The sequence below is a fragment of the Bradyrhizobium sp. SPXBL-02 genome (genome assembly GCF_051853065.1).
In the GTDB taxonomy this organism is placed as follows: Bacteria; Pseudomonadota; Alphaproteobacteria; order Rhizobiales; family Xanthobacteraceae; genus Bradyrhizobium.
The window spans coordinates 4052921-4077105 of the sequence record NZ_CP182474.1; the positions used below are offsets into that span (position 1 = coordinate 4052921).

Genomic DNA, 24185 nt, shown 5'->3' on the forward strand with positions numbered 1-24185 from the left:
ACTGTCATGGCCTCATGTCCTTATGAGGGCATGCCTTTTCGAACGACGCGCGGCAGTGCCAACCGTGTCTATGGCCGATCGTTCCTGAACGGCAGCTGAAACGACCAGAGCTATTTAAGAGCTCGGGCTATTTCGCCGGCGCCGGGGACGGGCTGGCCGCAGGCGAGGGGCTCGCCGCCGGCTGCGGCTGCGCATTGGCGGCTGGCGCTGCCGGCTGAGAGGCCGCGGCCGCCGCCTGCTGCGGCTGGGCGGCCGGGTTGATCCAGCACGCGTGCACGCGGCTGTCCAGGGTCTCGGCCACCTTGGGATCGATCTGGCCGCCGAAGCGGGTCAGGCAGCGGAACGCGGCCTGGATGTGGCCGCCGGGACAGCCGAAGCGGTCGTAGAGGTCGAGATGGCGAAACGCGGTATCGAGGTCATCCCGCCACATCAGCCGCACCACGCGCCGGCCGAGCCAGACGCATTCGGGATTGCCGGCCGGGCCGTTGATGACCTGGGCGGCTTCCGCGAACTCGTCGGTGCGGCGCTGATTCTGGGCGGCGTCCTTGGCGGCGTCGGCGGGCTGGGCGGCCGCCTTGCCCTGGTCGGGGGCCGGCGTGCCGCTCTGGGCCGAGGCGCCGCCAACACCGATCAGAACGAGCAGGCAGGATACGGCCAAGGTGGCGGCGAACTGCCGCAGGACCGCATTTCGTGACTCGAACACCCGTTGCCGCATGAATTCCCCAATGTATCCGCTGGCCGTCCGCGTCAGGAGCCCCGCGGACGCGCCAGCTGATGGCGTCCAAATGGGTCTCCAATGCGGCGGAAAAGTCTTTCGGAGTCCATGACCTGTATTTCGAATTTTGTCCAGCAAAGTCACGATCCTAGATCACGGTCGAACGGCCGCAGGTAAATTCCTTTGGGGGCGCGAAGGGGTCCACCGGGGGTGCCCCCTTGGCAGACGGCGTGCGAGAAGGTAATCGACGGCCCTTCGCGGAGGACGGAACCGATTTCTCTTCGTACGCCACTGGCGCTTCTGCTCGTCTCACTGGGTGCGATCGCTGCCGTGTGGTGGTGGCTTGCCACGCCGATCACGCTCGCGCGCGCCCCGATCGACCCCGCCGACAAGGTTCAATGCGTCTCCTACGCGCCGTTCCGCGGCGAGCAGTCGCCGCTGGACGCATGGACCCATATCGAGGCTGACCAGATCGAGCAGGACCTGCGCCAGCTCAAAGAGATCACCGACTGCGTCCGCACCTATTCGATGGAGAACGGGCTCGACCAGGTGCCGGCGATCGCCGCCAAGGTCGGCGGGCTGAAAGTGTTGCAGGGCATCTGGCTCTCCAGCAACCGCACCAAGAATTTCGAGCAGGCCGGGCTCGCCATCCGCCTCATCAAGCAATTCCCCGAAATCATCACCGCCGTCATCGTCGGCAACGAGGTGCTGCTGCGCGGTGAGATGACGACGGCAGACCTCGTCTCCCTCATCCGCCTGGTCAAGACCCAGGTCAGCGTGCCCGTCACCTATGCCGATGTCTGGGAATATTGGCTGAAGAACCGCGAGGTCTATGACGCGGTCGATTTCGTCACGATCCACATCCTGCCTTATTGGGAGGACTTCCCCATCAAGGCGAAGTTCGCCTCCGCCCATGTCGAGGCGATCCGCGAGCGCATGGCGGTGGCGTTTCCCGGCAAGGAGATCCTGATCGGCGAAACCGGCTGGCCGAGCGCGGGGCGCATGCGCGACGGCGCGCTGCCCTCGCGCGCCAACCAGGCGCGTGTCGTCTCGGAAATCCTGAGCCTTGCGAAGGCACAGAAGTTCCGCGTCAACCTGATCGAGTCCTACGACCAGCCGTGGAAGCGCAGGCTGGAAGGCACCGTCGGCGGCTATTGGGGCCTGTATGACTCGGTGCGCCGCAGCCTGAAATATCCGCCGGGCGAGCCGATCAGCAATTTCCCGTACTGGAAATGGTACATGGGCGCGGGCATGGGCCTTTCCGTGCTGGTGTTCGCGGTCGCGGTGATCACGCTGCGCCGGCGGCCGTGGACGCCGCGCTTCCCGGCCTGGCTCGGCGTCGGCATCTCGGCGACGACGGCGGGGAGCCTGCTCGGGATCGGCGCCGACAAGATGTATTACGAGAGCTACGGGATCGGCGGCTGGCTGCTCTGGGGCGCGCTGCTGCTGGCCGGCATCCTGTCACCGATCTTCTGCGCGCAGGCGATGGTGATCGGCCGCAGCCTGCCGACCTTCCTCGACCTGCTCGGCCCGCGCGAGGGCCGGAAATGGTCGAAGCTCACCGCCGTGCTCGGCCTGACGCTGGCGGTGACGGCGGTGATCGCGGCCGCGACCGCGCTCGGCTTCGTGTTCGACCCGCGCTACAAGGATTTTCCCTACGCCGCGCTGACGATGGCGGTGGTGCCGTTCGCGCTTTTGATGTTGAACCGGCCGCAGATCGGCCAGCGTCCGATCGCCGAAGCGGTGTTCGCGGGGGTGCTGGCGCTGTCGGCCGTGTACGTGCTGTTCAACGAAGGCCGCGACAATTGGCAGTCGCTGTGGACCTGCGCGATCTATCTGTTGTTCGCCCTCACGCTGTGGCGGGCGCGGGCCGAGCAAAGCCAAGAATGAGCAGGCCAATCGCAAGGCCCGACAGCACGACATTGTAGAGCACGATGCCAAGGCCGGCCGCGATGAGGCCGACCGTGAGCAGCACGATCGAGGGCCGCATCAGGTTCAGCGTTGCGACCACCAGCGCGACGATGCCGAACACCGAATTCTTGAACAGAACGGTCGAGACCGCCCGCGACTTGCAGACCAGCGTCTGCAGCCCGGCGTCGCAGGCGAGCGCGACCTGCGAAAGCTCGATCGCGAGATAGCGCACGTAGAGCGCACAGCCGACGGTGACGAATCCGACCACGAGCAGGAACTGCACCTGGTAGGGCGTGAGGCGGAAGGGCTTCTTTGTCATGGCGGCAATATGGTCGGGAAGGCGCGGGCAGGCAACAGGGCAGGCGATGTTTCTGTTGATCCGGCGGGCCCGCGCATCGTCCAGGAACACGCGAGCATCCCGCCGGTTCTGAACATGGTGTCGCCCAACGCAATTGCCGTCGAGGAGTGAGGCATGGACAAGCCGACGCAGCAGCAGCTGAGCGAGCTCAAGAGGCTCAGCAAGGAGGCGCGGGTGGAGGATTGGTCGGAAATCGTCCAGTCCAAGGACGAGGCGGAGATGCGCATCCGCGATCTGAAGGAAAAGGCGCGGATGGAATAGGTCATCGCCTGCGCCAAAGCGATCAAGCGCAATCAGCTGCGATCTTGCGTGTTCCGGCTCTGCTCCGCCAGCCGGCGCTCGTATTTTTCAGCCAATGCGAGCAGTCGCTTCCGGATGTGGGGGTCGGCGCGGTCGGCCAGTTCGCGGATCAACGCGAGTTGCTCCCGCAGAAAGTTCGCGTCCGTCATCTCCGCTCCGAATCGAATTCGCCGCGGATAGTGCCTTCTTACGCGAACCTCCTCCGTATCATTTGGTATGTTCCGGCATGTCCCTGGCGCCCTATTTCAAGCCCAGCCGGCGCTCGACCCAGCCGAGAGCGAACAGCACGAGCAGCGTCACCGCGATCGCGGCGCCGACCAGCAGCCACGCGCCGAGTGCGCAGGCGATGCCGAGGCCGGCCGCAATCCACACGGTTGCGGCCGTGGTGAGGCCGTGAACCGTCTTCGCCTTGCTGTCGTGCAGGATGACGCCTGCGCCGATGAAGCCGACACCGGTCAATACGCCGGCAACGACGCCCTGGATGACCCTGGAGATCGCATCCGGGTGGTCGCGCAAATTCTGGAACTCGATCACGGAGATCGACACCAGGGCGGAGCTGAGAGCGACCAGCGCGAGGGTTCGCATTCCCACCGGCTTGTCGTTCATGTCACGGTCGATGCCGATCAGGAGGCCCGTACCTGCGGCGACGAGCAGCCTCAGCACATCATCAAGTTCGTTCATCGAATTCCGCAAAGCTAGGAAAGGCGGGGCGCCGTGAAAGAACGCAAACCCGTTGCAAAAGGCCAGCGTCCGATCGCCGCATGCAAGCGGCTTTCGTCGCGGACAGGGCGTTCTAGCGCCTGAAGAACGACGACAGCGTCGATGTCGCCGACGCGGTCTCCGGCTTGGCCGGCGCCGGCTGCGCCGCGGGTGGGGGCGCGGGCTCCTCGCGCTTCGAGGAGCGCTTTGACGAATAGCTGCGGCGGCGCTTGTCCGGCTTCTCGGGCTTTGCACTCGGCGCCGGCGCGGTTTCGGCTTGCGGAGCGGCGTCCTGGTTCTTCTCGGAGCTCTTGTCCTGAACCCTATCTTGGGATTTCTCTGGTCCCTTGTCCGGCGTCTTCTCCGAGCCGCGCATCGACAGGCGCTGGCCGTCGAACACGGTGGTCTCGCAGTGACGGTCGCTGCTCTCGGCGAGGCTCGCGCAGAATTTTGCGGCGGCGGCGGCGTTGACCAGAGGGCCGGCACCGAGGCGGAGCTGCATGCCGAGGCCGGTGGTGCCTTCCTTGATCATGATGATCGGCCGCAGCGCTGCGATTTCCGGGTTGGACTTGGTCACGCCGCGCCAGAGCGCGCGCAGGCCGTCGATCGAATTGGCGCCGCCGAGATCGATCGCAAAGCGCGTCTGCTGAACCGCGATGGCAGGGGCTTCGGTCTCGGCTGCGTCCGGCGCTTTCGTTGTTGCCACGACGATTTCGGCCGCGGCGGGTGCCGGCTCGGTCTTCTTCTCGGCGGCCTTCTCAGCCGGCTCGGGTTGAATCAGTTTCGATGCGGCCTGATCCGGCGGGGCCATGAGCGACTTGGCGGGCACCAGCGGAATGGTCGGCAGCGCCGAATTCGTGACTGGATTCTGCTGCACGAGCGAGGCAGCGGCCGCGGTCTGCGGCGGCATGCTCGGCGGCTCCTTCAACGCTTCCTTCGGAGTGTCCTTCTGAGAATCCTTCTGAGCATCCTTGGCGGCTTCGGTGCGCGGCTTCTCGCCCGCCGGCGCCGGCGTCGAGGCGACCGGCGCGATGCTGGGCGCTGGTGCTGCGTCCTGCGGCTTCGCGCCCGGCGGTGTGGCGGCCTGTTTGGCAATGGCGCCGGTGACGGAATCGAGCCCTTGCTCCAGCACCGTGACGCGCGAATACAGCCGGTCGCGGTCGCTGTTCAGCGTTTCGATGGCGGCGGCGAGCCGGCGCGCTTCGTTCTGGCTTTCCTTGGTCAGCAGCTGCAGCCGGTCGGCCTGGCGCACGAGATCGGCGGACGCAACCTGGTCGCGCCGCCAGCCGAGCTGGGCCTGGTTGGCCATCACGGCAACGACGACGGCGCCGACGGCCGCCACGCCCCACGAGCCCAGCCGCCACATCAGGCGCCGGTCGAAGGCGCTTTCCTCTGCCAAAAGTCCGGAGAACAGCCCGCCGGTCTCCTTGGTGGAGAAGGCATCCGCCAGTGGGTCGGAATCCTTTGCCATGAATGTTAAGCGCCCAGCCCTGTCCGGCTTCCCCGAATCAATCAGGGAACATTAACAGGAAAAGCGCGCCGCACTTGAATTCCGGGCGTTTGCGGGGGTAGCTAGGCGATAGCTTCCGAGGGCCTCGCCGCCCGTCCGCACCAATTTTGATTCGGCCATAGCTGTCAGGATTTCAATGACCGCCCGTTCCAGCCTTACGATCGTGCTCGCCGCCGGCGAAGGCACGCGCATGCGATCGAGCCTGCCGAAGGTGCTGCATCCGGTCGCTCACCAGAGTTTGCTCGCCCATGTGCTCGCCGCCGCACCCAAGGGAACCGGCACCTCGCTCGCGGTCGTGATCGGCCCCGATCATCAGGCAGTCGCCGACGAGGCCAAGCGTATCCGCCCCGACGCGCTGACCTTCGTGCAAGCCGAGCGGCTCGGCACCGCGCATGCGGTGCTGGCGGCGCGCGAGGCGATCGGGCGCGGCGTCGACGATCTCCTGATCGCGTTCGGCGACACGCCGCTGATCTCGGCCGAGACCTTTGCGCGGCTGCGCGCGCCGCTCGCCCGCGGCGCCGCGATCGCCGCGCTCGGCTTTCGCGCCGCCGATCCGACCGGCTACGGCCGCTTCATCGTCGAGGGCGACCGCCTGGTTGCGATCCGCGAGCAGGCCGACGCCAGCGCGGACGAGCGCAAGATCGATTTGTGCAATGCCGGCGTGATGGCGATCGACGGCCGCCGTGCGCTCGACATTCTCGGGCAGATCGGCAATGCGAATTCCAAGGGCGAATATTATCTGACGGATGCGGTCGAAATCGTCCGCAGGCAGGGATGGGAGGCCGTGGTGATCGAGACCAGCGAGGACGAAGTGCGCGGCATCAACACCAAGGCGCAGCTCGCGGAAGCGGAAAGCGTGATGCAGGCGCGCTTGCGCAAGGCGGCGATGGAGGCCGGCGTCACGCTGATCGCACCCGAGACGGTGTATCTGTCCACTGACACCGTGTTCGGCAAGGACGTCACCATCGAGCCGTTCGTCGTGATCGGTCCCGGCGTGTCGATCGCGGACGGCACGGTGATCCATTCGTTCTCGCATATCGTCGAGACCACGCTCGGCAAGAAGGTCTCGATCGGTCCCTATGCACGATTGCGGCCCGGCACCTCGCTCGGCGACGGCGCGCGCATCGGCAATTTCGTGGAGACCAAGGCGGCGACGCTGGAGGCCGGCGTCAAGGTCAACCATCTCTCCTATATCGGCGACGCCACCGTCGGCGCCAATTCCAACATCGGTGCCGGCACCATCACCTGCAACTACGACGGCTTCAAGAAGCACAAGACGGTGATCGGGCAGGGCGCCTTCGTCGGCACCAACTCCTCGCTGGTCGCTCCGGTGACGATCGGCAAGGGCGCCTATATCGGCTCGGGCTCGGTGATCACGAAGGACGTACCCGACGACGCGATGGCGCTGGAGCGCAACCAGCAGACCATCCGCGAAGGCGGCGCGGCGCGCTATCGCGAGCTGAAGACCGGCGGCAAGAAGCCGGAGAAGTGATCCTCGTCAAGACGGAGTTCTAACTAAGGGAATGCGGGCTGGATCACGGAACTGCAAGGAGCGCTTGATCTGCTCAGTGCGCTGCATCCGGCCGAGCTAGCCTGGCCGGCATGCACTGTCTCAGCTCGTTCACCGCCACGCGGACTCTTGAAGGCGTATGTGCCGCCTGGGACCACACGGCGTAGACAGAGTTGCCGAGAGCTCGGTGGTCATTGAGAACCCTAACGAGTTGACCTGATTGGAGACGGCTGTCGACCAACCAGGTCGGAAGGCAAGCGATCCCAGCGCCATCCACCGCAGCCTCGGCCACGGCCTCCAGGTCGTCCAGCCGAATACGGCCGCCGACGGCAAATTCGATCACGGCACCGTCCTTCGTCGCGAACCGCCAGGGCTCGGCGCGCCCGCCACGACGGGCATAGGGTAGACAATCGTGGCTTGGGAGCTCGCTTAGATCGGATGGGCAGCCCCGCGTCGCGAGGTAGGTCGGCGCTGCGCACACCGCCATGTCGAATGCGTCGAGGCTGCGCGCGATCAGTCCGGCACGGTCGGGCAAAGGCCCGATCCGCACGGCCAAATCGATCCGTTCTTCGACGAGATCGACAAGATGGTCGGCGAACCGGAGATCAAGCTCCATGGAGGGGTGCCGACGGGTCAGCCCGACCAGGATGGGCGCGACGCAGAGCCGACCCAGCAAGACTGGAGCGCTAACGCGGAGCACCCCTGTTGGCGAGCGATCACTGCCACCCAACGCCGCTTCGGCCGCTTGGATATCGGCCAGAATGCGTTGGCAGCGCTCATAGAAGCTCTGGCCCTCGTCGGTCAGGCTTTGCGCGCGGGTTGTACGGTTGAAGAGGCGGACGCCCAGCCGCTCCTCCAGGCGGGCGATCGTCTTGCCGACCGCTGATCTGGTGAGACCGAGTTGTTCAGAGGCGCGCGCGAAACTGCCGGAATCCGCGACCTGCACGAAAACGGAAATTCCGCTCAAACGATCGACCATGGCTGCCTCAGGAGAAGATCTATCGCCATTGAACGGACAAATGACCGCCAATGCGGACGTCTGAACCCCAATATAGATCACCTTCGGAGCGTGCGACAGGTTGGAGAGCGCGATGAAGACTTGGCAGGTTCGAGGGCCTGGACGCGATTGTCTGAAGCTTGCAGAGATCCCCAGGCCGTCGCCCGGTACTGGCGAGGTGTTGGTGCGCGTGCACGCTGTGTCACTCAATTATCGAGATCGCCTCTCGATCGACAACAACGGCTATGCGAGCCACGGCCTGCCGTTCACGCCTTGCTCCGATCTTGCCGGAGAAATCGAGGCCTTGGGCGCTGGCGTGTCGCGCTTCACCATGGGCGAGCGGGTGATCAACAATTTCAACACGGACTGGATGGACGGTCCGCCCCCGCGCATCGCCGGCGTGGTGGCGAGCTTCGGGGGACCGGTGCCGGGTGTGCTGGCTGAGTACGTGGTCGTCCCCGAGGCTTGGCTGGTCAAGGCGCCCGAGAGCTTGTCGTACGCAGAGGCGAGCACCCTGCCGTGCTGCGGGCTCACCGCATGGACCAGCCTTGTGGAGCTTGGGCGAATACGGCCTGGCGAGATCGTGGTGGTTCAGGGTACGGGTGGCATGTCGATCTTCGCGATCCAACTCGCCGCAGCCGCCGGTGCAGAGGTGATCGTCACCTCGAGCAGCGACGCCAAGCTCGCGCGGGCCAAGGCACTTGGGGCGCGGCACGGAATAAACCGAACCACGAGTCCGGACTGGGCCGCGGCAGTGTTGGAGCTCACAGGCGGACGGGGCGCCGACCATATTCTGGAGATGGCTGGCGGCGACAACCTCGCAAATTCGGTGAGGGCCATCGCGCCGGGAGGCCGCATCTCCTTGATTGGCGTGATTGACAGCTTCAACTCCAGCTTTCCCTCAGTGCCCGCCATCTTGGCGCAGGCGACGATCCAGGCCATTTACGTGGGACATCGGCGCGGGCTCCAGGACTTGGTGCGCGCGGTTGACCGGATCGGCCTGAAGCCGGTGATCGAAGCCGAGTTCGAGTTCGCCGACTTCCTCTCAGCCCTCGATGTTTTCGCCCAGGGCCCGTTTGGCAAAGTCGTCATCACCGTTGGACGGTGATCAAGCAGGCGATGCACGGGACGCTGCGAGAGGCTATTCGTCGTCGGCGAATTCGGAGAAGATCGCGCGGGTCAGGCGCCAGCCGCGCGGCTTGGCGCGCTTCGCCGGCTCGCCTTCGGGATGCTTGATGAAAAGGGGCTTGTTCTCTTTGCCGCGCAGCGGCGGCGGCCAATGCGCAAGGTGCGTGCCCGTGGTCTCGCTGGCGCGCAGATACGTCGACGACAAACCTTTGCGGTCGGACGAGCCCTTCATGACTTTTACTCTCCTGGACGGAAATCGTTGGCCAAATTCGTTGACAAGAGGTTAATCTGCGCGGTTTAAGGCCGGCCAATTCGACGCAGGCGAAAGCAGAGGTCGCGGGCCAGTGCTGTCTCAATCAGCAATAATTATTGAGTATCTGGTTCCCTGGGATTTTCGCTAAAAACCGAGCGCGTCGTTTAGGCGATTTTTCGACGATTTGGGGGATAGTGGTCCGCATGTGCGGGATTGTCGGCATTCTCGGGCGCGAGCCGGTTGCAGAGCAATTGGTGGATTCGCTCAAACGTCTCGAATATCGCGGCTACGATTCCGCGGGCGTCGCCACGCTCGAAGGCAAGCACCTCGAGCGCCGCCGCGCCGAGGGCAAGCTGAAGAACCTGGAGAAGCGGCTGGAGGCCGAGCCGCTCAAGGGCACCACCGGCATCGGTCACACCCGCTGGGCCACCCACGGCAAGCCGACCGTCAACAACGCCCATCCGCACGCGACCGAGCGCGTCGCCGTGGTCCACAACGGCATCATCGAGAATTTCCGCGAGCTGCGCGAGGAGCTCGAAAAGAAGGGCACGGTGTTCCACACCGAGACCGACACCGAGATCGTGCTGCATCTCGTCGACGATTTGCTCACGCGCGGCAACAAACCCGTGGAAGCGGTGAAGCTGACGCTGGCGCGCCTGCGCGGCGCCTTCGCGCTCGGCTTCATCTTCGCCGGCGACAACGACCTCATGATCGGCGCCCGCAACGGCCCGCCGCTGGCGATCGGCTATGGCGACGGCGAGATGTATCTCGGCTCGGACGCCATCGCGCTCGGCCCGTTCACCGACACGATCAGCTATCTCGAGGACGGCGACTGGGCGGTGCTGACCCGCAAGAGTGCAACGATCTTCGACAAGGACGGCCATGCCGTCCAGCGCGACAAGATCAGGCACGCCGCCTCGACCTCGCTGGTCGACAAGGCCAATTACCGCCACTTCATGGCCAAGGAGATTCACGAGCAGCCGGAGGTGGTCGGCCACACCCTGGCGCGCTACGTCGATATGGCGACCGAGCGCGTCGCGCTGCCGGTCAAGCTGCCGTTCGATTTCAAGAACATCCAGCGCATCAACATCACCGCCTGCGGCACCGCGAGCTATGCCGGCTTCGTCGCAAAATACTGGTTCGAGCGCTTTGCGCGCGTGCCGGTCGAGGTCGATGTCGCCTCCGAATTCCGCTACCGCGAGGCACCCTTGCGCAAGGGCGATCTCGCCATCTTCATCTCGCAGTCCGGCGAGACTGCCGACACGCTGGCGGCGCTGCGCTATGCCAAGGCCGAGGGTGTGCACACGATCGCCGTCGTCAACGTGCCGACCTCGACGATCGCGCGCGAGAGCGAGACCGTGCTGCAGACGCTGGCGGGACCCGAGATCGGCGTCGCGTCGACCAAGGCCTTCACGTGCCAGCTCATGGTGCTGGCAAACCTTGCGATCGCGGCGGGCAAGGCGCGCGGCGAATTGTCGGATGAGGACGAGACCAAGCTCGTCCACGGGCTCGTCGAGGTCCCGCGATTGATGGCGGACGCGCTCACCACCGAACTCCAGATCGAGAAGCTGGCGTACCGGATCGCCAAGTCGCGCGACGTGCTCTATCTCGGCCGCGGCACCAGCTTCCCGCTGGCGCTCGAAGGCGCGCTGAAGCTGAAGGAGATCTCCTACATCCACGCCGAGGGCTATGCCGCCGGCGAGCTCAAGCACGGGCCGATCGCGCTGATCGACGAGACCATGCCGGTCGTCGTCATCGCACCCCACGACCGCGTGTTCGAGAAGACCGTCTCCAACATGCAGGAGGTCGCCGCGCGCGGCGGCAACATCATCCTGATGACCGACGCCAAGGGCGCGGCGGAGGCGACCGTCGAATCGCTCGTCACCATCGTCATGCCCGACATGGCGGCAGCCTTCACGCCGATGGTCTATGCCGTCCCGGTGCAGCTGCTCGCCTATCACACGGCTGTCGTGATGGGGACCGATGTCGATCAGCCGCGCAATCTCGCGAAATCAGTGACTGTCGAATAGGCAATCGGGATATCGGTCGGCCGCAGTCTTCCAAAACCTGCTAGAAGACCCTAGCTTGTTGGTAGCGACCGACCTGGAACCCGAATGACCCCCCGCGACGACGCGCCTGCGCCTCTTGATCCCCTCCCGGAACCGCATACCGGCCTGATGGGCCGCTTCCGCAATTATTTCCTGACCGGCCTCGTGGTGACGGGGCCGATTGCGATCACCCTCTATCTGGTCTGGTGGTTCGTCACCTGGGTCGACGGCGTGGTGCGGCCGTTCGTGCCGCTGGCCTATCGCCCGGAAACCTATCTCCCTTACGTCGTTCCCGGCTGGGGACTGATTGTCGCATTCTTCACGCTGACGCTGGTCGGCTTCCTCGCGGCCAATCTGATCGGCCGCACGCTGGTCGATGTCGGCGAGACCTTTCTCGGCCGGATCCCGGCGGTGCGCGCGATCTATCGCGGCCTGAAGCAGGTGTTCGAGACGCTGTTCTCGGGCAAGGGCTCGAGCTTCCGGAAAGTCGGCCTTGTCGAGTTTCCTTCGCCGGGCATGTGGTCGATCGTGCTGATCTCGCAATCGCCGAACGAGGACATCTCGCGCAGCCTGCCGGGGCAGGAGGAGCATGTCTCGGTATTCCTGCCGTGCTCGCCGAACCCGACCACCGGCTTCTTCTTCTATGTCCCCAAGAGCAAGATCATCGAGGTCGATCTCACCGCCGAAGACGCCGCGACGCTGATCATGTCGGCCGGCGTGGTGCAGCCGGGCTCGGCGCCCGATCCGAAGAAGGCGGCCGCGCTTGCGGGCATGGCGAATGCCGCGCGGATCGCCAATGCCTCCACGCTCCGGCCCGAGCCTGCGAAGGCGGAGTAGGGCCATTCCGCCGCGGGATGGTCGCGTTCACGTCGGCGCATTCGTCCTCTGCTAGTCTCAGGTCGACCGGGCGTGCCGCTCGGCGTTCGAGCTGGAGTGCATGATGTCCAAAACCATTGCGATCCTCGCCCCCGGCGCCATGGGCAGCGCCGTGGCCCGCCGCCTCAGCGACAACGGTGCGCGCGTGCTGACGTCCTTGAAGGGGCGGAGCGAGGCGACGCTGAAACGCGCGGCGGATGCTGGCATGATCGGCGCCGAGGACGACGCGATCGCGGATGCCGACATCATCCTCTCGATCGTGCCGCCGGGCGAAGCCGTGGCGCTGGCCGAACGGCTGGCCGCGCTGATCGTCAGGCGCGAGAAGAAGCCGATCGTGGTCGATTGCAATGCCGTCAATGTCGATACCGTGCAAAGAATCGAGGAGATCATCGGCTCGGCGCAGGCGCCGTTCGTCGATGCCGGCATCATCGGGTTTCCGCCGCAGCGAGGGGGCAAGAGCCCGGCCTTCTACATGTCCGGCGAGCACGCCAAGGATATCGCCGTGCTTGGGGATCTCGGTCTCGACGTGCGGATCGTCGAAGGCCCGGTCGGTGCGGCGTCCCGTTGAAAATGTCCTATGCCGGCATCGTCAAGGGTCTTGCCGGCATCGGCTCGGCGATGGTCATCGCGGCGACAAAAGCGGGTGCGGCTGATGCGCTGCGCGACGAGCTTGCGCTGAGCCAGCCGGCCATTTTGGCGCGGCTCGAAGTCGCGCTGCCCGACATGATCCCGAAGGCCTACCGCTGGGTTGCCGAGATGCGGGAGATTTCCGGATTCCTCGGGCCCGATCATCCGGCCAGCCAGGTCTACGAGGGCTTTGCGAGGTGGTTCGAGCACCTCGCGGAGGATGAGAAGGGGGAGGCGGCGGACGCCGCGTTGATGAAGGCCTTCGCGGCGAGCATCGCGCGGAAGAACACTTAGGGCGCGTACTCTCATGCTGCCATGTCCTGGCAGCACGACGTAGTATGCCTCGCCCGAGGCTCGCCGATGTCCCGCTCGCAACGACTGCTCGATCTGATTCAGGTGCTGCGCCGGCATCGACGGCCGGTCGCGGGCGCCGCGCTCGCCGACGAGGTCGGCGTGTCGCTCCGCACGCTCTACCGCGACATCGAGACCTTGAAGGCGCAAGGCGCGCACATCGACGGCGAGGCCGGGGTCGGCTACGTGCTGCGGCCCGGCTTCATGCTGCCGCCGCTGATGTTCAGCGAGGAGGAGATCGAGGCGCTGGTGCTCGGCTCACGATGGGTGGCGGAACGCGCCGATCAGCCACTCGGCGACGCCGCCCGCAACGCGCTCGCCAAGATCGGAGCGGTGCTTCCGGACGACTTGCGCGCTGGCCTCGATGCGTCGAGCTTGCTGATCGGCCCGGGTGAAGCGCTCGCGGCCGGTGATACCGAACTCGCATCGATCCGCGATGCGATCCGTGCCGAGCGCAAGATGCAGATCGCCTATGCCGACGGCAAGGGAAGTCCATCGCGGCGCACGATCTGGCCGTTCGCTCTGGCCTTTTTCGATCGCGTGCGCGTCGTCGTCGCCTGGTGCGAGCTTCGTGACGGCTACCGGCACTTCCGGACGGACCGCATCACGGCGCTGAAGTCGACGGCCAAACGCTATCCACGACGGCGCGCCGCGCTGTTGAAGGAATGGCGCGCTCTGGAGGGCGTGCCGGAGCAGTGATGGCCTCGACGCTGCTGACATAAACTGACAGCATGCCGAGCTATAGGTCTCTTCGTCGCGCTCCCGTCACCGAGCGCCGAACGAGGAGACCTCACATGCCAGACTTCAGCTTCCTGTTGCTCCATGTCGAAAGCCCGGCGGCAAGCGCCAGGTTCTATAACGAGCTGCTGAATATCCCCATCATCGAGCAGTCGCCGACATTCGCCATGCTGCCGTTGCGTGACGGCGTGATGCTCGGATTGTGGTCGCGCGCCACCGTCGTACCGAACACCGCGGGACAGCCCGGCAGCAGCGAGGTGGCGTTTACGGTCAGCGACGCGGCCGCCGTGGAGGAAACACACACGGCCTGGAAAAGGGGCGGACTTGCGATCGCCCAGGCGCCGACCCGGATGGACTTCGGCACGACCTTCGTCGCGCTCGATCCGGATGGTCACCGCTTGCGCGTATTCGCGCCGGAGGCCGCATGAGCCCGCGGAGCTGGATCGCCGTCGCCTCGGCCGGGCATGTGCGCGTCGGCCGGGCCCAAGGCTTCGTGGCCTAACCCGCCCCGATCAACGGGATCGCTTCGTCCCGTTCGTACAGATACAGCAGGCAGCGCAGCGCCTCGCCGCGCTCGCCTTTCAGCTTCGGATCCTCTTTGAGGATCCGAAGCGCCTCGTCTCTGGCTTGGGCGATCAGCTGGCCGTGCACCTCCGGGCGCGCGATGCGGTAGCCGGGCAGGCCGCTCTGGCGCACGCCCAGCACGTCGCCTTCGCCGCGCAGCTTCAAATCTTCCTCGGCGATGCGGAAGCCGTCGGTGGTCTCGCGGATCACTTTCAGGCGCGCCTTCGACATTTCGCCGAGCGGCTCGCCATAGAGCAGGATGCAAGTTGACGCCTCCGAGCCGCGTCCGATGCGGCCGCGGAGCTGGTGCAGCTGGGCAAGGCCGAAACGCTCGGCGTTCTCGATCACCATGATGGTCGCGGCCGGGACGTCGACGCCGACCTCGACCACGGTGGTCGCGACCAGGAGGCCGATCTCGTGCGCGGCGAACTGGCTCATGACGCGGTCCTTCTCCGTGCCCTTCATCTGGCCGTGGACGAGACCGACGCGGTCGCGGAAACGCTTTTGCAGGGTCTCGAACCGCTTGGTCGCGTTGGTGAGATGCTCGGTGCCCTCGGCCTCGGATTCCTCGACCAGCGGGCAGATCCAGTAGACCAGCTTGCCGGCTTCGAGCGCGCGGCCGACGCCTTCCATGACCTCGCTGATCCGGCTCATCGGCACGGCGCGGGTATCGATCGGCTGGCGGCCGGCCGGCTTTTCACGCAGCTCGGAAATGTCCATGTCGCCGAAATAGGTCAGCACCAGCGTGCGCGGGATCGGGGTTGCGCTCAGCACCAGCACGTCGACGGCCTCGCCCTTGGATGTCAGCGCAAGGCGCTCGCGCACGCCGAAACGGTGCTGTTCGTCGACGATGGCGAGCGCGAGATCCCTGAAGACGACATCGTCCTGGATCAGCGCATGGGTGCCGACGAGCAGGTCGATCTCGCCCGCGGCGAGCTCAGTGATGATCTCGCGCCGTTCCTTGCCCTTCTCGCGGCCGGTGAGAATGGCAACGCGCAATCCCGCGCGCTCCGCGAGTGGGGCGATGGTCTTGATGTGCTGGCGCGCCAGGATTTCGGTCGGGGCCATCAGCGCGGCCTGCTTGCCGACCTCGGCGACCGCGGCGGCAGCGAGCAGCGCCACCACGGTCTTGCCGGAGCCGACGTCACCCTGCAGCAGGCGCAGCATGCGCACCGGCTGCTTCAGGTCTTCGGCGATCGCCGCCGCAGCGCTGCGCTGGGAGGGTGTCAGCGCGTAAGGCAGGGCGTCGATGATCTTGTTGCGCAGATGCCCGTCGCCGGCATTGCGCACGCCGGCGGGGCGGCGCAGCTGCGCGCGGATCAGGGCAAGCGCGAGCTGGCCGGCCAAGAGCTCGTCGAAGGCGAGGCGCGACCAGAACGGCCGGTCGGGCAAGATGTCGGTCAGCTCGACCGGCTGGTGCACGCGATTGAGCGCTTCCGCGATCGGCGGGAAGTCGCAGCGGCGCAGCACCTCCGGGCTGATCCATTCCGGCAAAGCGGGAAGCTTTTGCAGCGCCTGCGCGATCGCGCGGCGGAGCGAGCCCAGCGCGAGCCCTTCCGTCAGCGGATAGACCGGGTCGATCCCCGACAGCTTCGAGATCGCCTCCTCGTCGAGCACGCGGTCGGGATGCACGATCTGCGGGATGCCGTCATACATCTGCAGCGTGCCGGAGACGTAGCGCTTCGCGCCCATCGGCAGCAGCTTCTCGACATAGCCCGGCTTGGCGCGGAAGAAGGTCAGCACCACGTCGCCGGTATCGTCGCTGGCATAGACCAGATACGGCGCGCGCGCGTTGCGCGGCGGTGGCGGGCGGTGGCGATCGACGGTGACCTCCAGCGTCACCATGGTTCCAACGGCCGCGTCTCGGATCTTCGGCCGGGCGCGGCGGTCGATGACCTGGCTCGGCAGATGCAAGAGCAGATCGACCAGCCGCGGCGTCTCGCTGCGGCTGAGCAGGTACTGCAACAGCTTGTCCTGCTTCGGACCGACGCCGGGCAGGCTGGTCACGGGAGCAAACAGCGGATTGAGCAGGCTGGGGCGCATTTGTGGAATCTAGAACCGTTCGCTGTCGTGATGGCCAGTTTTGTGCGGGACGTCCACGGCTTTATTCCGGCCTGGCCATGACGGGCCTGCCTGGACCGGCGGAATGCTGCCGGTCCAGGCGCGATCATGCTACGCGGCGCGAAACGCCGCGCCTTTGAACCGCTTGACCGGCCGGCCGCGCTCGAGCTGGTCGTGTGCCGCGTGCGCCTCGGTCCGGGCGGCGATCGCGGCCAGCTCGCCTTGCAGCCCGAGCAAGGCCGCCAACCGGTCCAGTGCCAGCGCCTTGTTCCGATGCTGCGAACGTTCTTCGCGCGCCACGACCGCAAGCCCGCTCGGAAGGTGGACGGCCCGCACGGCGCTTTCGGTCTTGTTCTGGTGCTGGCCGCCCGGGCCGCCGGCACGGAAAGCTTCAAAGCGAACGTCCCCGGCGCTGATCGCCTTCGGCGCGTCCGGCAGCGCAGGAAGCTCGACAATTCCGATGAACCAGTTCTTGCGCTTGTGATGCGGCCTCAGCGGGCTCTGCGCCGTCCATTGGATCGCGCCGATCCACGGCCGCGCAAAGGCAGCCGCGCCATCGCCATGGACGACAACGACCGCCGATGCCGGACCGTGCTTGTCGGGGCTGGGGCCTTCGAGATGGTCGGTATCGAAGCCGAGCGCGGTCGCTTCGGTGATGAGCGCTGCAACGGCGTTCGCGACCGCGATCCGGCATTCCGCCGGACCGCGTCCGCTGGTGAACAGGAGCCGGATCATCGGCGATCCTCCTTCCAGCTCCTGTCGCGCTTGCCGCTCGCCGCGGCGGTGGACTGGCCCTTCTTGAAGGTCAGCAGCGGCCGGAACGTGGCCACCACGCGCACGAGACCGAACTCCACGAGATCGGCGATGACGCGCTCGATGCTCTTGTAGGCGTCCGGCGCTTCCTCCGCGAGCAGGCCGCGATCGCCGCAGACGACGATGCCGCCGAACGGGTTGCGTTCCAACTTTGCGACGTCCGACTTCTTGACCCGGACGCGGCCATGCATGGACGCGCGGTCGTATTTGCGCCCCGCCCCGTGCGCGAGCGATGCAAGCGCCTCGGCCTGCATGTCCGCCAAAGGCTCGACCAGATACGACAGCGTTCCGCGCGACCCCGGCACCGGCACCAGTCCGCGATCGGCGGCCGCCGCTCCCTTGCGATGCAGCGCCAGAACGTCACCGGCGGCGTCATGCCGGCACTCGACCATGTTGTGCGCGAGGTCGCTCACCGGACGCAGACTGGCCCGCGCGGCAACTCCGGTCCGCTCTGCAATGATGCGGCGATTGAGCTTCGCCCATCGCACCGCGTGATCGTGGTCCGCCAGATAGGCATTTGCCGCGTCGCTGCCAATGGACAGCGACCCCTGTCCGCCCTGCAAGGCCCGCTCCAGGATCGAGAAACCGAGACCCCGCGAGCCCGAGTGAACCAGGACATAGGCCAGGTTCCGGTCGAGGCCGGCGCGTGCAGCGGCGTCCGGCGCCAGGATCTCATCGAGGGCCTGGAGCTCGCAGAAATGATTGCCGCCGCCGATGCTGCCGAGCGCGGCATCGAAGGCGGTGGCGCCGAGCTCAGCGTCGGCAAGCGCGGTCTCGACGCCGCCGTCCCAGGGCTGGTCGAGCGCGTGCATGCGCTCGGCAAGATGATCGAGCCGCAGTTTGCGCGCTGCGACGTCGAGCTCGAACAGGCCCATGCCGCAGCCGATGTCGGAGCCGACCAGTTGCGGGTGGATACGCTCGGACAGAATGGCGCAGCCGACGGGGCCATACTTGCCGGGATGCAGATCGGGCATGGCCGCGACCGCGCGGACTCCGGGCAGACCTGCGACCTGTTCCAGTTGCAGTGTGGCGTTGCCTTCGATCCACGATTTGGACGAGGCGAAGAGGTGGATCGGCGCGCGGCCGTCCACGTTGGGAAAAGTGCCCATTGAAAGCTTTCAGGAGATAGGGATCGTCGACACGCGCGAGACGCGCGTGGTTTCCCTAACGGCGCGGCCAACGCACGCGCAGTTTAGGCGATGCCCTCGACGGGGCGGCGAGACATGATCGTCATCGAGCCTTCTCCCAGAGATGATCGCGCCAGAAGGGCGCCGGATCGGGCGAGACACATAGCGGCGAAATTGCAAGGCCGCAAGTCACAGTTGCTGCGTGGCGGTGGCGCGGCCCTTCCGTTGCGAGTGGGTCCGGCGATCGGACCTGCAGGCCACACCCGGCATTTTTGCACGGATCCTCGCGGGGAAAACTGCTGACTTTCCAGGGGGCAGGGCCTATATCACCCCCGCCCGGCACGTCCGGGCTTTCTGCGTTTGACTGGATTTGAGACATGACGGGAACGACACGATCGAGCAGCGGGCTGGATGACCGCCGCAAGCGGCTTCTGTTCCGCTGCTGGCATCGCGGCACGCGCGAGATGGACCTGATCCTCGGCCGCTTCGCGGATGCCGAGATCGGCAATTTGTCCGACGCCGAGCTCGGCGAGCTCGAGCGCCTGCTCGAGGTCAACGATCCCGATCTCTACGCCGCCATCACCGGCGACAAGGTGCTGCCGGCCGACGTCACCGGCGCGCTGTTTGCCCGCATCAAGGGGTTTCCGATCGCGGACGGCAACGCATGAAGCAGGGGATGAAATCTCCGGCCGAGCTGCTCGCGCCCGGCCGCGCGCTGACGCTTGCCAATGTCGCGGAAGGTGCCGAAGGCCTCGTCGTCTCCGATCTCGCCCGTGCCATCGCGGCGCGGCCGAAGAAGCCGGCCGTCAGCCTTGCGGTCATCTGCCGCGACGGCGGGCGCATGCAGTCGCTCGAGCGGGCCCTGCGGTTCTTCGCGCCCGATCTGCCGGTGCTGACCTTCCCGGCCTGGGATTGCCAACCCTATGACCGTGTCTCGCCACATGGCGGCATTCTCGCGCAGCGCCTGACCACGCTGGCGCGGCTGGCCTCGCTCACCGGTAGCGACAAGCCGCTGATCGTGCTGACCACGGTGAACGCGGTGGTGCAGCGCGTGCCCGCGCGCGAGCTCGTCGCGGCGCAGGCGCTCTCGGTCGCGCCGGGCAACGTCGTGCCGATGGACACCGTCGTGGCCTGGCTCGAGCACAACGGCTACAACCGTTCCTCCACCGTGCGCGAGCCCGGCGAATACGCCGTGCGCGGCGGCATTCTGGACCTGTTTCCGGCCGGCCTCGAGCAGCCGGTGCGCTTCGACTTTTTCGGCGACAGCCTGGAATCGATCCGCTCTTTCGATGCTGAGACCCAGCGCACGCTGCTCGACATGCGCTCGCTCGACCTCGTGCCGGTCTCGGAGTTCCAGCTCGTCACCGACACCATCCGCAGATTCCGCATGGGCTATGTCGCCGAGTTCGGCGCGCCCGAGCGCGACGATGCGCTGTATGAAGCGGTCAGCGAGGGCCGTCGCCATCCCGGCATGGAGCACTGGCTGCCGCTGTTCCAGGACCGGATGGATACGCTGTTCGACTACCTGCAAGGCGCATCCGTCGCGATCGAGCCGCAGGCCGAGGACGCCGTGCGCGAGCGCTTCAAGCAGATCCTCGATTATTACGAGGCCAGGCGCGAGGCGATGGAGCATCCCGGCGGCGGCGCGATCTACAAGCCGCTGCCGCCTGACCGGCTGTATCTGACCGAGGAGGAATGGGGCAAGCGCCTCGGCGAGATCCCGCTGGCGCGGCTGACGCCGTTCTCGGTGCCGACCGACGGTACCGGAGTCGTCGATGCCGGCGCGCGCAAGGGCCGCGACTTTGCGCCGGAGCGCAACGACAGCAATGTCAACGTGTTCGAGTCCGTCGTCAGCCACGTCATGGCGCTGCAGGCGCAGCGCAAGAAGGTCGTGATCGCGCTGTGGACGGAGGGCTCGCGCGACCGCATGAATTCGATGCTGCGCGACCACAAGCTCGCCCATACCACCAGCGTCGACTCCTGGCGGACGGTGCAGGCGACGCCGCGCAACGAGACCATGCTCGCCGTGCTCGGCCTCGAAAGCGGCTTCGAGACCGACGAGATCGCCGTCATCAGCGAGCAGGATATTCTCGGCGACCGCCTGGTGCGGCCGCGCAAGGCCAGCCGCAAGCTCGACAATTTCATCTCGGAGGTGACGAGCCTCACCGCTGGCGACATCGTCGTCCACGTCGATCACGGCATCGGCCGGTTCATCGGCCTGCAGACGCTGGACGTTGCCGGCGCGCCGCATGACTGTCTCGAGCTGCACTATGCGGCCGAGACCAAGCTGTTCCTTCCGGTCGAGAACATCGAGCTGCTGTCGCGTTACGGCTCTGATCAAACCACGGTCGAGCTGGATAAGCTCGGTGGCTCGGGGTGGCAGACACGCAAGGCGAAGCTCAAGAACCGCATCCGCGAGATCGCGGGCGAGCTGATCAAGATCGCGGCCGAACGCATGCTGCACGAGGCGCCGAAGCTGCCGGTGCAGCAGGGCGTCTACGACGAGTTCTGCGCACGCTTCCCCTATGACGAGACCGAGGACCAGCTCGGCGCCATCGAGTCCACGCTGAAGGATCTCGAAAAGGGCCGCCCGATGGATCGCCTGATCTGCGGCGACGTTGGCTTCGGCAAGACCGAGGTAGCGCTACGCGCCGCCTTTGCCGTCGCGCTCGACGGCAAGCAGGTCGCGGTCGTGGTGCCGACCACGCTCTTGGCGCGCCAGCATTACCGGACCTTCACCGAGCGCTTCAAAGGCTTCCCTGTCAACGTCGCGCAAGCCTCGCGCCTGATCCCGACCAAGCAGCTCAACGAGGTCAAGAAGGGTATCGCCGACGGCTCGGTCGACATCGTCGTCGGCACCCATGCGCTGCTCGGCAAGACGATCAAGTTCCGCGACCTTGGCCTGCTCATCGTCGACGAAGAGCAGCATTTCGGCGTCAGCCACAAGGAGCGGTTGAAGGCGCTCCGTGCCGAGGTGCATGTGCTGACGCTGTCGGCAACCCCGATCCCGCGCACGCTGCAATTGGCACTGACCGGCGTCCGCGAGCTCTCGATCATTGCCTCGCCCCCGGTGGATCGCCTGGCGGTGCGCACCTTCGTCGCCCCGCACGATCCCTTGATGATCCGCGAGGCGCTCTTGCGCGAGCGTTATCGCGGCGGCCAAGCGTTCTACGTGGTGCCGCGCATCGACGATCTCGCCGAGGTCAAGGACTTCCTCGACAAGAACGTGCCCGAGATGAAGGTTGCGGTCGCGCACGGGCAGATGCCCCCTGCGGTGATCGAGGACATCATGACCGCGTTCTACGACGGCAAGTTCGACATTCTCTTGTCGACCACGATCGTCGAGTCCGGCCTCGACATCCCCAACGCCAACACGCTGATCGTGCATCGCGCCGACATGTTCGGCCTTGCCCAGCTCTACCAGCTGCGTGGCCGCGTCGGCCGCTCCAAGCTGCGGGCCTACGCGCTGTTCACGCTGCCGGCGCAGCAGAAGATCACGGCGCAGGCCGAGCGCCGGCTCACCGTGCTGCAATCGCTGGAGACGCTGGGCGCCGGCTTCCAGCTCGCCTCGCACGACCTCGACATTCGCGGCGCCGGCAATCTCTTGGGCGAGGAGCAGTCCGGCCACATCAAGGAGGTCGGCTTCGAGCTCTATCAATCGATGCTGGAGGAGGCGATCGTCAATCTCAAGGCCGGCGTCTCCGAGCCCGCCGCGGACCGCTGGTCGCCGTCGATCACCATCGGCATGCCCGTGCTCATCCCGGAGGACTATGTCAGCGACCTCTCGGTGCGGTTGTCGCTGTACCGGCGCCTCGCCGATCTCGACACCGAGGAGGAGATCGAGAATTTCGGCGCCGAGATGCGCGACCGCTTCGGTGTGCTGCCGGACGAAGTCCGCTACCTGTTCAAGGTCGCCGCGATCAAGGCGTTCTGCCGCCGGGCCAATGTCGAGAAGATCGACGCCGGCCCGAAGGGCGCCGTCATCGTCTTCCGCGACAATTCCTTCGCCCATCCCGATCGCCTCGTCACCTTCATCCGCAGCCACGGCCAGGCCGCCAAAGTGCGGCCCGACATGAAGGTGGTGTTCCTGCAGGACTGGGAAACGCCGGAAGAGCGCCTCGCCGGCACGACCGAGATCATGCGGCAGCTGGCGCAGCTCGCCGAGAGCAAGAAGGCGGCGTAGGCCCGGCTCTCACCACGTCATTGCGAGGAGCCCTTGCGACGAAGCAATCCAGAGTCTCTCCGCGGAGAGAGTCTGGATTGCTTCGCTGCGCTCGCAATGACGGTGGTTGTTGCTGGCAGCTCGCGAAAAACTACGACGCCGCCCGTGACGCGTCCGCCGACAGCCGCGCCAGCAAGGACCTTGCCGTATCCGACGGCGACAGCGAGTCCACGCTGACCACGGGATCGCTGCGCATCTCGTGCTTGCCGTTCGAGGTGTGCCGCATCACCGCCGACAAGCGGCGGGCGATCAGATGCGCGGTGCGGAAGTCGGTCTCGGCGAACACCACGATCACCGAGCCGTCCTTCTGCGCCGCGCCAAAATCCATCTGCCGCATCAGGCGGCTCAAAATGCGCGCGGCGTCGAGCTGGGCGCGGGAATTGTTGGGGTCGAAGGCGAAGCGGGCGACGGAGAGGCCGCCGCCGCGGGCGAGCGTCTGCTCCACTGCCTTGGCGAAATCACGGGCGAAGGCTTCCACCGTGAGCAGGCCGCTGCGCGGATCGAGCCAGCCGCCGGCATCGATCGAGCGCAAGGTGCGGCTCAGCTGCGCTTCCATGGCGTGCTGGTGGATCAGGGGCAGCGCGTTAGCCGCGATCCTCGCCGGCTCGCCCGCGATCAGCTCGAGATTGGGCAGGTCGTAGCTTTGGGTGAGCTGGTGGGCGGTGACGACCACAGGCAGGTTGCGAAATCGAGCGTCCTCCGTAAGCACCGTGAGGAAGGCATCGGTCACGCGCGCGGTAAAACCTTCGGCGAGCACGACGCCGTCGAGGTCGCGGGTGTTGAGGTGTTTTGCGGCGGCCTCGATCGAGAGCGCCCCGACCACGCCGATGCGTTCGCCGAGCGCGACGGAGAGCGCGGGATAGGCCGCGCCGCGGCCGATCAGGAGCACGGTGGCGTCGCGTGCGGGATCGCCTTGCGGCAGCGCGAACTTCACTTCGGGCAGCCGGCGCAGAACCGTTGCGTGCAATGTACGCACGCGCAGCGCAGCCCGGAGCCGCGCGATCAGCCGGTCAGGATTGCCGCCGCGCGAGGAGAAGGGCAGCGCGTTGAGCGGCAGCGTGCCCGCCGCATCCAGGGCCACGAAGGGCAGGTAAGGCGATTGATCGGCGATCTTCTTAGCAAGCCGCGTTACATGCGGCTCGTGTCCGGCATGGACCGCAGCGAGAACCGCGGCCGGCTGCACCTCGTCGACCGCGCGCGATGCGCTGGTCCAGTCGGTGTCGACGACGGGAAAGAGCCGGGCCTCGTCCAGCGCCGCCACGAAGGCGGGACGTTCGGCATCGGACACAAACAGGATCGGGCCCGCCTGGGACATCGAGTCACTCAAGATCACGCAACAGATGCCGCGCAATCTAGTTTGGCCGCCTTAATGCTGCG

21 protein-coding genes and 1 pseudogene are annotated in these 24185 nt (G+C 66.3%); 11 read left to right on the plus strand and 11 right to left on the minus strand.

Annotated elements, in window-relative coordinates:
- Window positions 1-127: 127 nt before the first annotated feature.
- Window positions 128-715: a beta-1-3, beta-1-6-glucan biosynthesis protein gene (locus ACNJYD_RS18855; RefSeq protein WP_172783743.1), complete on the minus strand. Its 588-nt coding sequence runs from the start codon at window positions 713-715 to the stop codon at window positions 128-130.
- A gap of 330 nt (window positions 716-1045) precedes the next feature.
- Between ACNJYD_RS18855 and ACNJYD_RS18860 the strand changes: the two genes are divergently transcribed.
- The gene (locus ACNJYD_RS18860) at window positions 1046-2605 is read left to right on the plus strand and encodes a glycoside hydrolase family 17 protein (protein ID WP_257187430.1); all 1560 of its coding nucleotides are present in this window, start codon (window positions 1046-1048) and stop codon (window positions 2603-2605) included.
- Here the strand turns inward: ACNJYD_RS18860 and ACNJYD_RS18865 are convergent.
- Window positions 2565-2945, minus strand: coding sequence for a hypothetical protein (locus ACNJYD_RS18865; RefSeq protein ID WP_439367492.1), 381 nt, complete (start codon window positions 2943-2945; stop codon window positions 2565-2567). The genes ACNJYD_RS18860 and ACNJYD_RS18865 overlap by 41 nt on opposite strands.
- 153 nt (window positions 2946-3098) lie before the next feature.
- Here ACNJYD_RS18865 and ACNJYD_RS18870 point away from each other — a divergent pair, with 153 nt between their 5' ends.
- On the plus strand, window positions 3099-3245 hold the full coding sequence (locus tag ACNJYD_RS18870; protein WP_172783745.1) for a hypothetical protein: 147 nt from the start codon (window positions 3099-3101) through the stop codon (window positions 3243-3245).
- Between the two features lie 32 nt (window positions 3246-3277).
- Here ACNJYD_RS18870 and ACNJYD_RS18875 read toward each other — a convergent pair whose 3' ends face one another.
- The 3 genes from ACNJYD_RS18875 to ACNJYD_RS18885 form a co-directional block, all read right to left on the minus strand.
- Window positions 3278-3433, minus strand: a complete 156-nt coding sequence (locus ACNJYD_RS18875; RefSeq protein WP_439367386.1) for a hypothetical protein — start codon at window positions 3431-3433, stop codon at window positions 3278-3280.
- 91 nt (window positions 3434-3524) lie between these two features.
- Window positions 3525-3965 (minus strand): MgtC/SapB family protein, encoded by a 441-nt coding sequence (locus ACNJYD_RS18880; protein ID WP_439367387.1) that lies wholly within the window; start codon window positions 3963-3965, stop codon window positions 3525-3527.
- A gap of 112 nt (window positions 3966-4077) precedes the next feature.
- Window positions 4078-5454: a hypothetical protein gene (locus tag ACNJYD_RS18885; RefSeq protein WP_439367388.1), complete on the minus strand. Its 1377-nt coding sequence runs from the start codon at window positions 5452-5454 to the stop codon at window positions 4078-4080.
- A gap of 175 nt (window positions 5455-5629) precedes the next feature.
- Between ACNJYD_RS18885 and glmU the strand changes: the two genes are divergently transcribed.
- Window positions 5630-6985 (plus strand): bifunctional UDP-N-acetylglucosamine diphosphorylase/glucosamine-1-phosphate N-acetyltransferase GlmU, encoded by a 1356-nt coding sequence (glmU, locus tag ACNJYD_RS18890; RefSeq protein ID WP_439367389.1) that lies wholly within the window; start codon window positions 5630-5632, stop codon window positions 6983-6985.
- Window positions 6986-7058: 73 nt separating this feature from the next.
- On the opposite strand, the gene ACNJYD_RS18895 is transcribed toward glmU, so the two are convergent.
- Window positions 7059-7982 carry a LysR substrate-binding domain-containing protein gene (locus tag ACNJYD_RS18895; RefSeq protein ID WP_439367390.1) on the minus strand — a complete coding sequence of 308 codons (924 nt, stop codon included), beginning with the start codon at window positions 7980-7982 and terminating at the stop codon, window positions 7059-7061.
- 112 nt (window positions 7983-8094) lie between these two features.
- On the opposite strand from ACNJYD_RS18895, the gene ACNJYD_RS18900 reads away from it, so the two are divergent.
- Window positions 8095-9108: a zinc-dependent alcohol dehydrogenase family protein gene (locus ACNJYD_RS18900; RefSeq protein ID WP_439367391.1), complete on the plus strand. Its 1014-nt coding sequence runs from the start codon at window positions 8095-8097 to the stop codon at window positions 9106-9108.
- Between the two features lie 33 nt (window positions 9109-9141).
- Here ACNJYD_RS18900 and ACNJYD_RS18905 read toward each other — a convergent pair whose 3' ends face one another.
- Window positions 9142-9360 carry a hypothetical protein gene (locus ACNJYD_RS18905; RefSeq protein ID WP_212257132.1) on the minus strand — a complete coding sequence of 73 codons (219 nt, stop codon included), beginning with the start codon at window positions 9358-9360 and terminating at the stop codon, window positions 9142-9144.
- A gap of 224 nt (window positions 9361-9584) precedes the next feature.
- Between ACNJYD_RS18905 and glmS the strand changes: the two genes are divergently transcribed.
- The 5 genes and pseudogenes from glmS to ACNJYD_RS18930 all read left to right on the plus strand — a co-directional run bounded on the left by glmS (window position 9585) and on the right by ACNJYD_RS18930 (window position 14449).
- Entirely contained in the window at window positions 9585-11411 is a 1827-nt protein-coding gene (glmS, locus tag ACNJYD_RS18910; RefSeq protein ID WP_439367392.1) for a glutamine--fructose-6-phosphate transaminase (isomerizing), read from the plus strand.
- Window positions 11412-11495: 84 nt separating this feature from the next.
- Window positions 11496-12266 (plus strand): DUF502 domain-containing protein, encoded by a 771-nt coding sequence (locus ACNJYD_RS18915; protein ID WP_172783754.1) that lies wholly within the window; start codon window positions 11496-11498, stop codon window positions 12264-12266.
- 103 nt (window positions 12267-12369) lie between these two features.
- Window positions 12370-13226: pseudogene (locus tag ACNJYD_RS18920) on the plus strand (DUF1932 domain-containing protein).
- Between the two features lie 66 nt (window positions 13227-13292).
- A complete protein-coding gene (locus tag ACNJYD_RS18925; RefSeq protein ID WP_439367393.1) occupies window positions 13293-13982 on the plus strand; it encodes a helix-turn-helix transcriptional regulator in 690 nt (229 codons plus the stop codon).
- A 95-nt stretch (window positions 13983-14077) separates the two neighbouring features.
- Window positions 14078-14449, plus strand: coding sequence for a VOC family protein (locus ACNJYD_RS18930; RefSeq protein WP_439367394.1), 372 nt, complete (start codon window positions 14078-14080; stop codon window positions 14447-14449).
- A 70-nt stretch (window positions 14450-14519) separates the two neighbouring features.
- Here the strand turns inward: ACNJYD_RS18930 and recG are convergent, their stop codons facing one another.
- The 3 genes from recG to ACNJYD_RS18945 form a co-directional block, all read right to left on the minus strand.
- Entirely contained in the window at window positions 14520-16628 is a 2109-nt protein-coding gene (gene recG / locus ACNJYD_RS18935) for an ATP-dependent DNA helicase RecG (protein ID WP_212257128.1), read from the minus strand.
- 129 nt (window positions 16629-16757) lie between these two features.
- Window positions 16758-17381 (minus strand): peptide chain release factor H, encoded by a 624-nt coding sequence (gene prfH / locus ACNJYD_RS18940; protein ID WP_439367395.1) that lies wholly within the window; start codon window positions 17379-17381, stop codon window positions 16758-16760.
- Entirely contained in the window at window positions 17378-18568 is a 1191-nt protein-coding gene (locus ACNJYD_RS18945; protein ID WP_439367396.1) for an RNA ligase RtcB family protein, read from the minus strand. The genes prfH and ACNJYD_RS18945 overlap by 4 nt, the downstream gene beginning before the upstream one ends.
- Before the next feature lie 395 nt (window positions 18569-18963).
- On the opposite strand from ACNJYD_RS18945, the gene ACNJYD_RS18950 reads away from it, so the two are divergent.
- A complete protein-coding gene (locus tag ACNJYD_RS18950; RefSeq protein ID WP_212257125.1) occupies window positions 18964-19254 on the plus strand; it encodes a succinate dehydrogenase assembly factor 2 in 291 nt (96 codons plus the stop codon).
- Window positions 19251-22769 carry a transcription-repair coupling factor gene (gene mfd, locus ACNJYD_RS18955; RefSeq protein WP_439367397.1) on the plus strand — a complete coding sequence of 1173 codons (3519 nt, stop codon included), beginning with the start codon at window positions 19251-19253 and terminating at the stop codon, window positions 22767-22769. Before ACNJYD_RS18950 ends, mfd begins: the two co-directional genes overlap by 4 nt.
- A 130-nt stretch (window positions 22770-22899) precedes the next feature.
- Here the strand turns inward: mfd and ACNJYD_RS18960 are convergent, their stop codons facing one another.
- Window positions 22900-24123 carry a GGDEF domain-containing protein gene (locus tag ACNJYD_RS18960; RefSeq protein WP_439367398.1) on the minus strand — a complete coding sequence of 408 codons (1224 nt, stop codon included), beginning with the start codon at window positions 24121-24123 and terminating at the stop codon, window positions 22900-22902.
- Between the last annotated feature and the right edge of the window lie 62 nt (window positions 24124-24185).